This window comes from Bacillus sp. TH30 (assembly GCF_016650875.1).
In the GTDB taxonomy this organism is placed as follows: domain Bacteria; phylum Bacillota; class Bacilli; order Bacillales; family Bacillaceae_G; genus Bacillus_A; species Bacillus_A mycoides.
This window is the reverse complement of the sequence record NZ_JAEKEY010000002.1, coordinates 3810838-3823943: the sequence shown is the minus strand read 5'-3', so window position 1 is coordinate 3823943 and position 13106 is coordinate 3810838. Positions and strand designations below refer to the sequence as shown.

Sequence of the window (13106 nt, the reverse complement as noted above, 5' to 3'; positions counted from 1 at the left end):
AAAAAGTATGACGAATTAGCATTGAAATTCCGCTCTACTTTGCTAAACTAAAAAGTAGAGAATAGGAGGGATTTCTCTTGAAACCATTATTATTAGATTTTCCAACATTATTTCAAACTGAGCGCTTGCAAGTACGTAAGCCGTTTCCAGGTGATGGAACAGAAGTATATGAAGCAATCCAAGCTTCGCTAGAAGACTTATTACCATGGATGCCAATTACAGCTGAAACAGAAGAACGTGCTGAAGAAATTGTTCGCGAAGCTCACGGACAGTTTTTACTTCGTGAAACACTTGATTTCCACTTATACGATAAAGTATCTGGTACATTCATCGGAGCTATTACGCTCAAGCCTGAAAACTGGGATATTCCAAAGTTTTCACTTCACTTTTGGCTACATAGCGCTTATACAAAGCATGGCTATATGACAGAAGCCATTAAAGGTGCAATTCAATTTGCATTTGATAAACTAGGTGCTAGAAGAATTGAAATTCGTACTGATGCAACAAATATAAACGCATGTAACTTAGCAGAACGTCTAGAATTTATTTTAGAAGGTACAATGGAAAATGATTTCCTAGCACCCGATGGCAGCTTACGCGATGCACGTGTATATGCAAAAATCAACTAAAAACACTCGCCTTAGGCGAGTGTTTATTTTTGTAATTGTAAATATTGTACTGCAAACATCGTCTTAGCATCATGTATGCGAAGGTCTTTCATAAGATCAATCGCTTCTTCTAATGACACTTCCATTAATTCCACAAATTCATCTTCATCTAAAGCCGCTTTATTTTCTTTTTGTTTTAATCCTGTCGCTTTATATACATATAAAATCTCATCTGCAAAACCAGGTGATGTATAGAAAGATGTAATAAGCTCCATATTTTCACATACATATCCTGTTTCTTCTTCTAATTCACGAACTGCTGTTACCTCTGGCTTTTCCCCAGGTTCTAACTTCCCAGCAGGAATTTCCACAATTGCCTTTTCGAGAGCTTTACGATACTGCTCAACGAGTACAATTTTCCCCTCATCAGTAATAGCAATAATAGCAACTGCCCCAGGGTGATTTACGATTTCACGTTTACTCATTTCTCCATTTGGTAATACTACATCATCAACACGAACTTTTATAACTCTACCATCAAAAATCGGTTCAGTTTTTACTGTTCTTTCTGCAAGATTACTCATACTACTTCATCTCCCTGTTCTATTTCCTAATCGTTCTTCATACATTTTACCACATTGAAAGGAGCGTGATAGAAATGAAAGTTTACATTTTACCAAATCGCGTCACTTTAGTCGGCAAAGCATGGCAAATTCGTCATAAGCTAAAACAATATGGCAAAGAGTATACAACTGTACAAGAGTGGATTACAGCAAATAAAGTGAAACTTTAATCAGAGGGGGGCATCCCCTCTGATTATTAGCCCACACCAATCGGGCTTTTACGGGCAGTTAATCTCCCACCTAACTTCCTCGCATATGCCGAAGTTTAAGGCGGGAGTCTTATGCCCGCAAATAGCGGGGCAAAAAGTAAACGTTTGTCAACCTCCTTCCCCTTTCGTACAATAGAGGTAAGGAGGTTGACCTATGAAAAAACGTCAATTAGGAAACTCAGATTTATATGTTACGGAAATTGGATTTGGCTGTATGTCTCTCGGTGCATCTGAGGCTGAAGCTATGCGTATTATCGATGAGGCAATCGATTTAGGAATTAATTTTTTTGATACAGCGGACTTATACGATTATGGATTAAATGAAGAATTTGTTGGAAAAGCTCTGAAAGGAAAACGCGACCAAATTGTTCTTACAACAAAGGTTGGAAATCGATGGACAGAAGAAAAAAACGGTTGGTCTTGGGATCCTTCTAAAGCTTATATAAAGGCCGAAGTAAAAGAGAGTTTACGTAGACTTCAAACAGATTATATTGATTTATATCAACTGCATGGCGGGACGATTGAAGATCCTATAGATGAAACAGTTGAAGCCTTTGAAGAATTAAAAAAAGAAGGGATTATTCGTCATTATGGTATCTCTTCTATACGTCCAAATGTCATTCGTGAGTATGCAAAACGATCAAATATCGTTAGCATATTAATGGAATACAGCCTTTTAAATCGTCGCCCTGAAGAATGGTTCCCGCTTCTTAATGAACAGCAAATTAGCGTTATTGCTCGCGGACCACTTGCAAAAGGGATTTTAACTAACAATAATGCAAGAAAGATAGAAAGAGTAAAAGAAAAAGATTACCTCTCTTATTCTTACGATGAGTTATATTCGACACTCGCGAGTGTAAAAGAAATAATCGGAGAAAGCTCTTTAACAGGAACAGCTATTCAATATTGCTTACATAACGAAACTGTTGCAGCTGTTATACCTGGTGCAAGCTCTATTCAACAATTGCAAGAAAATATACAAGCTAGCCAACAGTTATCTTTAACAAAAGAAGAATATGTACAACTTCAAAAGATTGTTAAGTACGATTCATATGCTTTGCATCGCTAAAATATTGATACCGATAAAAGCAAAAGACTGCCCCCCAACACTAGGCGGCAGTCTTTTTTTATAACGTATCATATTTATCAGGATTCGTTCCTACATGTAAATTACGATTTAACGTATTAATTTGATCCATCTCTTCTTCAGTTAATGAGAAATCAAAAATAGTAAAGTTCTCTTTAATACGAGATGGCGTAACAGATTTAGGAATAGTCACAATCCCACTTTGAATATCCCACCTTAATATAACTTGTGCAGGTGACTTTTCATATTTTTTAGAAATAGCCTGAATAATTGGATGCTGGAATACTTCGCCGCCTCTCATTAAAGGACTCCATGCTTCCATTTGAATTTGCTCACCTTGACAGAAATCACGCAATTCAAATTGCGCTAGCATTGGATGAAGTTCAACTTGGTTTACCATCGGCTTCACTTTGCAATTTGGTAATAACAGTTCTAAATGATGTTTATGAAAATTAGAAACACCTATAGCACGCACTTTACCTTCTTCATATAGCTTTTCTAGAGCACGGTACGTATCAACATACTTTCCTCTTATCGGCCAATGGATTAAATATAAATCTACATAGTCCATTTGTAATTTCTTTAAACTTTTTTCAAACGCCTCGAGCGTCTCCTCGTACCCTTGATCGTCGTTCCAAACTTTTGTTGTAATAAACAAGTCTTCTCGCGGGATCCCAGATTCACGAACCGCTTCTCCGACACCGCTTTCATTTTCATATACAGTTGCTGTATCAATCGAACGGTATCCAACTTCTAACGCTGTTTTTACTGCTTGTTTAACTTCGTCGCCTTCTTTCGCTTTATAAACGCCTAGACCAATCATCGGCATTTTCACGCCATTATGAAGTGTAGTTGTTGGAATATGCACACTCGTTCTCCCTTTCAATGTTACATTTTTTATAAACCACCACTTTATTTCAACAAGATTCATCCAAAAAGTCAAAACATACGTACAGTTTACATAATACTTTTATACACATTTAAAAAAATAAAGTGAACTCAGTCATTCACTTTATTTCCTTTCCATTCTTTCGCTTTTTCATCAACATTACGTACAAACTCATTTTTTCCTTCCGTATACATCGTGCCATCATATGTATATTTTTCCGCTAGTTCTTTCTTTAAATTTGCATATGCCTCTGCTTCTTCGCAATGAGCCATCATGTAATCACGAAACGATAAATGCCTTGTAATCTCAGGATTCCCTTTTTCAAATACGTGCAAATGATACGAGCGTTTCTCCTCAGTTCCATGAATAAAAAAACGACGACCTGAAATACCATTTTCCCCTTTCACGATGTAACCAAGCTCTTTAAATCGTTCATTCCAATGATCTACTCTGTCGATACTTTCCACTTCCATGATCATATCAATAATAGGTTTAGCTGCTAGTCCTGGCACTGACGTACTTCCAATATGATGGATTTTTACCGTTTCTGGCATCGCCGATTTTAATCTTTCGGCCTCCATTTGAAATTTCTCACTCCAATGATTTTCATACGGAACGACTACAATTTTCCTCATTCTAACTCCCCTTTTCTTACAAACTCGTCAAAAAGATGATCAGTGGCATTTCACTGATCATCTTTTTATTATTTAAAGTCTTTCCAAGTAAGGCTACTTTCACTTAACAGTTCTTCAAATGATTTATTCTTTTCACGTTCTTTTTGTTCCTTACGCTTTCTTTCTTGTTCTGCTGCCTCTTTTTTCTCTTCTCTCACTTGCAACTCTTTTTTCTTATTCTTTAATTGTTGCATTAACGAATCGTTCAATTGATCACCTAGTGTAAGTGATTCTTTCTCTGGTTGATTCATTTGAGAGTGTCTTTGTGTTTGTCTTTGCTTCTTTTTCTTCATACTACTCACCTTTTACTTTTTTCTCCATTATAGAGGATACACGGCGAAATCGACAATAAAAAAGGTTCATTACTCTCGCATTCTCTATTATTCATTTTTTGTAAATATGTTAATTTTTCGAAAAAACTAAATTTAACTATAGATATAATCCTATTAATCTATTAAAATTATGTCGTATGATGTCAGATTATAAAAAAAGGAGAAATTAATTATGTGGAAAAAAATTATTCCTGCTGTTGCTGTTTTAAGTACTATTACTTTTTCAAGCGTATTCGCCGCTCCTCCATCTCAGACTCCTGCCGAACAAAACCGATACATAGACGTACAAATGCTTGGTATTAATGATTTACATGGTCAACTAGATACTGTAAAAAAAGTTAACAATAAAGAAGCTGGTGGCGCTGATTATTTAGCTACGTATTTAAAAGAACGCAAAAAACAAAACCCTAATACACTTCTCGTACATGCCGGTGATATTGTCGGAGCCAGCCCACCAGTTTCCGCATTATTACAAGACGAACCAACAATTGAATTTTTAAATGACTTAAAGTTTGATGTTGGTACAATCGGAAACCATGAATTTGATGAAGGTATCGATGAAATGAAACGCCTCATTTACGGTGGATATCACGAAAAAACAGGGAATTTCAAAGGAGCAAACTTCCCTTATGTCGCTGCAAACTTCTATAATAAATCAACTGGCCGCTTATTTTTACCACCATTCACTGTAAAAATAGTTGACGGAGTTCCTGTAGGGTTCATTGGAGTTGTTACAACGGATACACCGAATGTCGTTATGCCTACTATGCTTAAAAATGTAGAAATCACTGATGAAGTAGAGGCTATTAATAAATCCACACAACAATTAAAACGTCTCGGCGTTAAATCTATCGTAGTCCTTGCACATGTCGGCGGAACAACTGATGAGTCTGGTGTAACAAATGGAGACCTCACTCGAATTGCAAATGAAACAGATCCAGAAGTCGATGTTATTTTTGGTGGACATAGTCATACGTATGTAAATGGTACTGTAAATAATAAACTTATCGTGCAAGCGAACTCTTACGGGATGGCTTTCTCTGATGTAGATGTAACGATTGATAGAAAAACAAAAGATATTGTGAAGAAAAAAGCTGAAGTTATTACAACGTACCATGAAGGTGTAGAGCCTGATAAACAAGTAAAACAAAAGTTAGATCAATATAAAGAAAAAATCGCACCTCTTGTAAATGAAGTAGTCGGAAAATCTACAGCACCTATCGACCGTAAACAAAACGATGCTGGTGAATCTACACTTGGAAATTTAGTTGCGGATGCCCAGCGCCAAATAATGCAAACACAAATCGCTCTTATGAATCCTGGTGGAATTCGTAATGATCTAGACGCTGGAGATATTACATGGGGCGAATTATACGGCATTCAGCCTTTCGGAAACCAATTAATTAAAGTAGATCTAACAGGTCAAGATATTCGTGATATATTAAATCAACAATGGCAAAAAGGAGCAACGAGAATGCTTCAAATTTCAGGTATTCAATACACTTGGGATGCAAACAAACCAAATAACGAAAAGGTTACGAATATCCGTTTAACAAATGGTGAAGAATTAGTTCCCTCTAAAACGTATAGCGTAGTTGCAAATGCTTTCCTAGCTTCTGGCGGTGATGGATTCGTATCCTTTAAAAATGGAAAAAATGCTGAAACTGGTCCAAACGATTTTGAAGCATTAGTCGATTATGTAAAACAAGTGAAAGAACCAATTCAGCCGATTATTGATGGACGTATTCAAAAAAACAATTAAATACTATTCAAACTAGTGCGTGACACTCGAAAGAAGAAGCTCCTTTTATATGCAAGGAGCTTCTTCTTTTAGAGTCATACGTATTGTCATTCTTCTAGTGCAGTAAAGGATACGCACATAGCCCCTTGTTTCTTCGTAGTATATAGAAAACTATATAATGGGGAAATTTGTATGTATTTCTATCAAACAATGACGATACATTGTATCGACAAACACATTCGTAGTATTGAGAAAGCAATTAACGGAGAATATAGCGCCATTCATTTTCATGCTAGATTAGCTACTTTAGCTCCAGACATAAATGAACGAACTCAAATCCTTGAAATTCGGCAAGATGAGCAACGAACAGTTGATTTTTACTTAGAAATTGCTGACGAAACGACAAATCAACAAGTGAAAGAAACATTTCGGCGCGCAGCAGCTAATGAACAAAATCATGCCGTTTGGTTCCTATATTACTTTTCGAAACAAAATAAAAAATGAAATAAAAGAAAGGATACACGCTCTTATATGGAACATAGTATCCTTTCTTTTATTTCTCTGGATACGTTTCATGATTAACATCATACCGTTGCAAAAATTCCTGTAGTGCTTCTTCTACAATTTTAGACTTTTGAATCCCTTTTGATTCCGATATAACATCTAGTCTTGCTAATACTTCTATATTAATCGAAAAGGTTCGTTTCTTTTTCTCTGTGCTCTTACTTATAATTTGAACACTTACTTCTTCTCTTTTTCTTAGCAATTCATAAATGCTTTGTAATTGTTCATAAATTAGTAATTGATAGTCTGTTTTTGCATATTGAAGGGCAGTAGCTTCTTGGATTTGCAAATGACGTGGCTCTTCGCCATCACCTATAAAGATACGTTTTTTCTGCTCTCCATCATATTCATATCCAATCACCCTTAATTTCTTTGATAATGTATATGGGCTCATTTCAAGCCGTTTCGCTATAATAGCGATTGATTCGCGTCTATTTAAAGAATCAATAATTTCTCCAATCGTCACATTCTCCCTCCTCTCTTAATCGCCTAAACTTGAAATCAAACCAGTATGTTATGATACAATGATTTTCTAGTAGTATATGCAAAAGAAAGAGCCTGTGCGATTCATACCATTTAAGAAAAGGAGGTTTACATATGCTTTTTCGTAGCCATACCCCTCAGTTTTACAACGAAAAGAAGCAACTAATCTCTAACAGTATCGCTACGATAGAAAGCGTTATGATTAATGACCGGAAACAATCTCTCCTTATACGCGGCCAAAACGTGGAACAGCCTATTTTATTATGCTGTCACGGCGGTCCTGGTATGGCACAAATCGGCTTTATTCGCCATTTTCAAAAAGAGTTAGAAAAGCACTTTATCGTTATTAATTGGGATCAGCGAGGGGCAGGTAAATCCTTTTTATGGCGGGACATCCAAACAAATCTTACGATTGATCAATTTTTTTCAGATGCAAAAAAGGTTATTCAATATCTTCTCAAGCGCTTTAATAAGCAAAAACTATTTCTCGCTGGTCATTCTTGGGGAAGTATTATCGGACTACAAATCGCTAATCAATGTCCCGAATATATAGAAGCATACATCGGCATCGGTCAAATCGTACATATGAAGCAAAATGAAGAATTACTATATCAACATTTAATTAGCTCTGCCAAAAAACATGACCATAAAAAGGCATTAGCTTCTCTTTTAAAATTAGGGAAACCACCCTTTTTAGATACGAGACGCCTCATTATTCAAAGAAAGTGGCTTGGTACATTCGGAGGAGCAATCCAAAATGGATCTTCCTTTTCTTTCATACGAAAAGGCTTCTTTTCTCCTGAATATACGCTATTAGATTGGTTCAAATTTCTCGCAGGAAATTTAAAATCCGGAGTTTTATGGGAAGAGATGCTGACAATCGATTTCTTTTCATCTATTTCAAGTTTATCTATTCCTGTTTATTTTTGTTCTGGTCGCTATGATTATCAAACTCCTTATGCACTCGTTCAACAATATTGCGATATCATTCAAGCTCCTATTAAAAAGATGATTTGGTTTCCAAACTCGGCACATTCTCCAGATTTAGAAGAGCCTGAGTTATTCGCTAAATCTTTACAATCAATTAAACAAGAACTATCTTTTCAACATTAATAACAAAAGGCGCTTTTACATTTCATAGAAAACATTTTATAATGATATGTCGCAAGTATATGTCACTACAAACACTTGCTTGCCTTAACAGAATAAAAATTAGGGAGATTACATTTATTATGAACGCTGTACTCATCGCAGTAGCAGTCATGCTACTGCTTAGTTTGTTACGTGTCCAAGTCATTGTCGCCATTATCGTTGGAGCTTTAACAGGCGGACTTATCGGCGGACTCGGTATTTCAGAAACAATTAGTACTTTTACAGCCGGTCTTGGGAACAGTGCTCCTATCGCATTAAGCTACGCAATGCTCGGTGGATTTGCTATTTCCCTTTCAAAAACAGGACTTCCTGATGCAATGATCCAATCAGCTTTAAAATGGATCGGCAACGAACAAGACACGAAAAAACAAGTCTATTCTAAAATACTTATATTATTTATCATTTTAACAATGGCTTGTTTCTCACAAAATATTATCCCTGTTCATATCGCCTTCATCCCAATCTTAATTCCAGCACTTTTAAAAGTATTAAATGAGCTGAGGGTGGATCGTAGGCTTGTAACATGTCTTATTACATTTGGGTTAATTACCCCTTACATGTGGGTTCCAGCAGGGTTCGGAAAAATTTATCATGACGTATTGCAAACAAATGCTGCGCAAAGCGGTCTTACATTTGATGTCGCACTTATTCCAAAAGCGATGACTATTCCAGCAATCGGTATGATTATCGGATTATGTGTAGCGGTTTTCATTACATACCGAAAACCACGTACATATGAGACAGAACAAATTCATTCTGCACAGAATGAAATCGTTCCCTATACGAAAAGAAGCATTACTTTGGGTTTATTATCAATACTCGCTACATTAACTGTGCAATTAGCAACAGAATCAATGATTTTTGGTGCTTTAGCAGGTATTATCGTCTTATCAGTTAGCGGTAGCCTCCCTCTTAAAGAAGCCGATGCTATTTTAACGAGTGGAATGCGTATGATGTCCTTTATCGGATTTGTTATGATTTCTGCCGCTGGATTTGGAGCTGTTCTTCGAAAAACTGGACATGTTGAATCTCTTGTGCAAACGAGTGCACATATAATCGGAAATAATAAACCGCTTGCTGCATTTCTTATGCTCATTATTGGACTTCTCGTTACGATGGGAATTGGCTCTTCCTTTTCAACCATCCCAATCTTAACAACAATTTTCGTACCATTATGCGTCCAGCTCGGATTTAGTCCCATGGCTACAATCGCAATTATCGGTACAGCCGGTGCACTTGGTGATGCAGGTTCTCCAGCATCTGATAGTACACTTGGACCAACGTCCGGTTTAAATGCTGATGGTCAGCACCATCATATATGGGATACATGTGTCCCAACATTTCTACACTATAATATACCGTTACTTATATTCGGCTTTATTGCCGCAATTACACTATAAAAGGTGCGTTTTAAAAACGCACCTTTTACTTTGTTGTTTCTCTCTCAATGCACCTAAATTCTGTTTCCACTTCTTCTTGTCGCACTTGTTTCTTCTTTATTTTTCCTATTAACTGTTGAAAAGCTATTTCCCCATTTTCTTCGATATAACTTCCAATCGTCGTTAATGATGGACTTATCCATTCACCCTCTACACTCCCGTTAAATCCAATGATTTGTAACTTACCTGGTATATGAATATTAAGAGTTTTCGCCGCCCTGATTAGCTCAATAGCGACCTTATCACTTGAAGCTACAACCCCATCTATGTATGGATGCTTTTGTAACAATTCAAGAAACTGTTGATTCGTATACCCTTGTACAATTTCCTCTCGATAAGAAAGTCCTTCTTTCCAAGCAGTATCTAGAAATCCTGCCACATGCTCTTCCATTTCTTCACTCTCTACTCCCTCACCGATATAAGCAAGAAACTGGCAGCCTTTCTCTTTTAATAAAGAAACAGCTTTCTGTCCACTTTCATAATAGCTCATAAGAGATTGTCGTTCTTCAAGCACAGCGAAAGGAAGTGAGATTTCTCCTATACTTCGAAAAACAGATTTCGTCATTATAACGCCTGCAATGTTATTTTGTTCCAACATATCTATGTATCTATTCTTATTTTCTATATTACAAACTATTACTTGATACCCTTCTTTGTATGCTATTTCCTCAACGAAACGGAGCAAAGTGATGTATGATGGATTATGCAAATTATCTACAAGTAATGCAATCACCGTTGAAGGCTGTTTAAATAAAGGCTTTGCTGTAGCATTCGGTCTATAATGTAATTCTTCAATTGCTTTTTTTACTTGTTTCACCGTATCTTCATGGACATATCCTTTTTCGTTAATGACTCTTGAAACGGTTGCGACTGAAACACCGGCCAATTTTGCAACATCACGTATAGTTGCCACATCGTCACCCCTTAATATGGTAATAGATTACAATTTTAAATTAAACCAAAATATAACATTCGTCAAGGTTATTGTTTTATATTTCTGAAAATTGTTACACAATTTCCACTCTACTCATAAAGTGAAACTTTAATCAGTGGGGGTTTTGTTCATCCCCCACTGATTATTAGTTGAACCAATCGGGCGTTTACGGGCAGTGGATCTCCCACCTAACTTCTTTGCTCCAACTGAATTTTGAGGTGGGAGTTTTACTGCCCGTTAATGCGGGAGAAAATATACTCCAGCTGAATTTCATGTGAAATCGCGATATTATCATAACCAATAAACGGAATTTCTTTCTTTATTTTTCGTGCTTCCTTTACCGCATCAATATACAAGTTCGTCATCATGAAGTTACGTTTTTGATAAAAACGAAGTGCGTTCATATTATCATTCGTCGTAATAAGCCACACTTTTTTACATTCGTTCTCTTTTGCCACTCGCAATACATAATCCACCAGTTTTGTACCAATCCCCTTCCCTTCCTCAAAACTATTTAACGATACAATTTCACACATGTTTTCTATCACTTTACATGTTATAATTCCCACTATTCTGTTATTTCTAAGCGCAATAAAACCAGGTAATTCTTCTAATTGATGTACTCTGCCTCGCGAGACCATCATTGAGCTTCCCCAGTTTTCACACATAAAATCCTGAATTGCTTCTTTCATTTCTGGTGTGATTTTTTGTATATGAACCATACACGATTTCTCCCCTTTTCATATCATTGTGATACAATGTTAGTGTATCACATGTAGAGGTATTTGGAGGATGAGGTAAAGTATGAAACGTTTTTTTACAGCATTGTTTACTATACTAGGTGCACTAACTGCGATTGGGATTTTCTTTACAAATAAAGTTATGTACTTGAAGAAAAAAACAGAGGAAGAAGTTTTAGAACGCGAAACGAAAAAGCATTTTCATTTGGACGATTTTAAGGCTATTCAAAAAGAAGAGGTTCACATCCCTTCTCAATTCGGATACGAACTTCACGGATATTACATGCCAGCTGGTCATTCCAATAAATTTATGATTTTTTGCCACGGTGTGACTGTAAATAAAATGAATTCCGTTAAATATGCAAACTTATTTTTAAATAGAGGATATAACGTATTTATTTATGATCATCGCCGTCATGGTAAAACCGGTGGTAAAACAACAAGTTATGGCTATTATGAAAAACATGATTTAAAGTCAGTAGTTGACTGGCTAAAAGATCGTTTCGGAACGAATATTACACTCGGAATTCATGGTGAATCTATGGGTGCTGCAACTCTTCTTCAATATGCAGGACTTGTAGAAGATGGTGCTGATTTTTATATTGCTGATTGTCCTTTCTCTGATTTTTATGGACAGTTACAACATCGTTTGAAAGTTGAGTTTCATTTGCCAAAATGGCCTTTGTTACCTTTAGCAAATGCCTTTTTAAAAGTTCGTGATGGCTATACAATTCGTGAAGTTTCACCAATTGATTGTATAAAAAACATTAACAATCCGGTTCTCTTTATTCATAGTAAAGATGATGACTATATTTTATCTGATATGACGAAATCACTTTATGAAGCGAAAGAAAATAATAAACAGCTTTATATTGCAGAACATGGTGCACACGCTTGCTCTTATAATGAAAATAAAGAAGAGTACGAAGATGCCATCGATCAATTTTTAAACACATATGTAAAAGAAACAAAAAACAGGCTTGCATAAGCCTGTTTTTTTACTGCGCTAAAACGTCTGTAACTTGTTCCATATTTTCAGAAATCCACTTTACTGCCTCGTCTAGCGTTGGGAATTCCGTCGTTTGAAAAGTTACCTCATCTTGAAGTAACCAAACATCTTTCGGTTCTTGTCCTACACCTGCGATTGACCAATGAAGTAAACTATATGGATGATTATCATTCAAAAATGATGCCCATGTGCGCTCATTTGCAATATTTTGTAGTGTGTGTAATTTTTTATCCATCTTTCGTCACCTTACTCTAGTCAGTTATAAAAACTATTATAACACTCTCTTCTCTCTCAAACAAAGTGCTCTTTTTATATTGTCAAGTACTCTCCCTAATTATATGATGAGAGTAAGCGTTTGGAAAGGAGGGATAACGTTGGCAAAAGTACAAATTAAAGTGAATGATAATGGCTCTTTTCGCGTTACAGGGGACGTGGAATTAGTTGACTCACAAGGGAATGTATTCCCAGCAAAACCAGCATTTTCTTTATGTCGTTGTGGTTTATCAAAAAACATGCCTTATTGCGATGCTTCGCATAAAGGAAAATTCGAGTCTGTTGTTAGAGCACCAGAGGCAGAATAAATATTTAAAGAGCATGCACATTTATTTGTGTATGTTTTTTC

17 protein-coding genes are annotated in these 13106 nt (G+C 36.2%); 9 read left to right on the top strand and 8 right to left on the bottom strand.

The features are described from left to right. Positions 1–77 precede the first annotated feature (77 nt). Positions 78–629 (top strand): GNAT family N-acetyltransferase, encoded by a 552-nt coding sequence (locus tag JFU20_RS21970; RefSeq protein ID WP_002033881.1) that lies wholly within the window; start codon positions 78–80, stop codon positions 627–629. 23 nt (positions 630–652) lie between these two features. Here JFU20_RS21970 and JFU20_RS21965 read toward each other — a convergent pair whose 3' ends face one another. Beyond that, entirely contained in the window at positions 653–1192 is a 540-nt protein-coding gene (locus JFU20_RS21965; protein ID WP_002014941.1) for an NUDIX domain-containing protein, read from the bottom strand. 74 nt (positions 1193–1266) lie between these two features. Here JFU20_RS21965 and mciZ point away from each other — a divergent pair, with 74 nt between their 5' ends. Continuing rightward, positions 1267–1401 (top strand): Z-ring formation inhibitor MciZ, encoded by a 135-nt coding sequence (gene mciZ, locus JFU20_RS21960; RefSeq protein WP_000870297.1) that lies wholly within the window; start codon positions 1267–1269, stop codon positions 1399–1401. A 193-nt stretch (positions 1402–1594) separates the two neighbouring features. Next, a complete protein-coding gene (locus JFU20_RS21955; RefSeq protein ID WP_002088476.1) occupies positions 1595–2509 on the top strand; it encodes an aldo/keto reductase in 915 nt (304 codons plus the stop codon). A gap of 58 nt (positions 2510–2567) precedes the next feature. Here JFU20_RS21955 and JFU20_RS21950 read toward each other — a convergent pair whose 3' ends face one another. The 3 genes from JFU20_RS21950 to JFU20_RS21940 form a co-directional block, all read right to left on the bottom strand. After that, positions 2568–3395, bottom strand: coding sequence for an aldo/keto reductase (locus JFU20_RS21950; protein ID WP_012261661.1), 828 nt, complete (start codon positions 3393–3395; stop codon positions 2568–2570). Between the two features lie 131 nt (positions 3396–3526). Then, positions 3527–4051, bottom strand: a complete 525-nt coding sequence (locus JFU20_RS21945; RefSeq protein WP_201038901.1) for a GrpB family protein — start codon at positions 4049–4051, stop codon at positions 3527–3529. 68 nt (positions 4052–4119) lie between these two features. Continuing rightward, positions 4120–4383 carry a YqkE family protein gene (locus tag JFU20_RS21940; RefSeq protein WP_002014945.1) on the bottom strand — a complete coding sequence of 88 codons (264 nt, stop codon included), beginning with the start codon at positions 4381–4383 and terminating at the stop codon, positions 4120–4122. A 211-nt stretch (positions 4384–4594) separates the two neighbouring features. On the opposite strand from JFU20_RS21940, the gene JFU20_RS21935 reads away from it, so the two are divergent. Both JFU20_RS21935 and JFU20_RS21930 read left to right on the top strand, forming a co-directional pair. Further along, positions 4595–6184 (top strand): bifunctional metallophosphatase/5'-nucleotidase, encoded by a 1590-nt coding sequence (locus tag JFU20_RS21935; protein ID WP_201038900.1) that lies wholly within the window; start codon positions 4595–4597, stop codon positions 6182–6184. Positions 6185–6355: 171 nt separating this feature from the next. Then, positions 6356–6667: a ferritin-like domain-containing protein gene (locus tag JFU20_RS21930; protein WP_002165103.1), complete on the top strand. Its 312-nt coding sequence runs from the start codon at positions 6356–6358 to the stop codon at positions 6665–6667. A gap of 49 nt (positions 6668–6716) precedes the next feature. Here JFU20_RS21930 and JFU20_RS21925 read toward each other — a convergent pair whose 3' ends face one another. Further along, positions 6717–7193 carry a ribbon-helix-helix domain-containing protein gene (locus tag JFU20_RS21925; RefSeq protein ID WP_002014948.1) on the bottom strand — a complete coding sequence of 159 codons (477 nt, stop codon included), beginning with the start codon at positions 7191–7193 and terminating at the stop codon, positions 6717–6719. 131 nt (positions 7194–7324) lie between these two features. Between JFU20_RS21925 and JFU20_RS21920 the strand changes: the two genes are divergently transcribed. Both JFU20_RS21920 and JFU20_RS21915 read left to right on the top strand, forming a co-directional pair. Continuing rightward, positions 7325–8323, top strand: a complete 999-nt coding sequence (locus tag JFU20_RS21920; protein WP_002165101.1) for an alpha/beta fold hydrolase — start codon at positions 7325–7327, stop codon at positions 8321–8323. A 119-nt stretch (positions 8324–8442) separates the two neighbouring features. Continuing rightward, positions 8443–9762: a Na+/H+ antiporter family protein gene (locus tag JFU20_RS21915; RefSeq protein ID WP_002014950.1), complete on the top strand. Its 1320-nt coding sequence runs from the start codon at positions 8443–8445 to the stop codon at positions 9760–9762. A 25-nt stretch (positions 9763–9787) separates the two neighbouring features. On the opposite strand, the gene JFU20_RS21910 is transcribed toward JFU20_RS21915, so the two are convergent. Then, positions 9788–10714, bottom strand: a complete 927-nt coding sequence (locus JFU20_RS21910) for a LacI family DNA-binding transcriptional regulator (RefSeq protein ID WP_002014951.1) — start codon at positions 10712–10714, stop codon at positions 9788–9790. A gap of 248 nt (positions 10715–10962) precedes the next feature. Then, positions 10963–11457, bottom strand: a complete 495-nt coding sequence (locus JFU20_RS21905; protein ID WP_002014994.1) for a GNAT family N-acetyltransferase — start codon at positions 11455–11457, stop codon at positions 10963–10965. Positions 11458–11539: 82 nt separating this feature from the next. On the opposite strand from JFU20_RS21905, the gene JFU20_RS21900 reads away from it, so the two are divergent. Then, positions 11540–12463 (top strand): alpha/beta hydrolase, encoded by a 924-nt coding sequence (locus tag JFU20_RS21900; RefSeq protein WP_002014993.1) that lies wholly within the window; start codon positions 11540–11542, stop codon positions 12461–12463. Between the two features lie 10 nt (positions 12464–12473). Here the strand turns inward: JFU20_RS21900 and JFU20_RS21895 are convergent, their stop codons facing one another. Further along, positions 12474–12719: a DUF2552 family protein gene (locus JFU20_RS21895; RefSeq protein WP_002014992.1), complete on the bottom strand. Its 246-nt coding sequence runs from the start codon at positions 12717–12719 to the stop codon at positions 12474–12476. 139 nt (positions 12720–12858) lie between these two features. Here JFU20_RS21895 and JFU20_RS21890 point away from each other — a divergent pair, with 139 nt between their 5' ends. Further along, positions 12859–13065: a CDGSH iron-sulfur domain-containing protein gene (locus JFU20_RS21890; protein WP_001151582.1), complete on the top strand. Its 207-nt coding sequence runs from the start codon at positions 12859–12861 to the stop codon at positions 13063–13065. Positions 13066–13106: the final 41 nt, after the last annotated feature.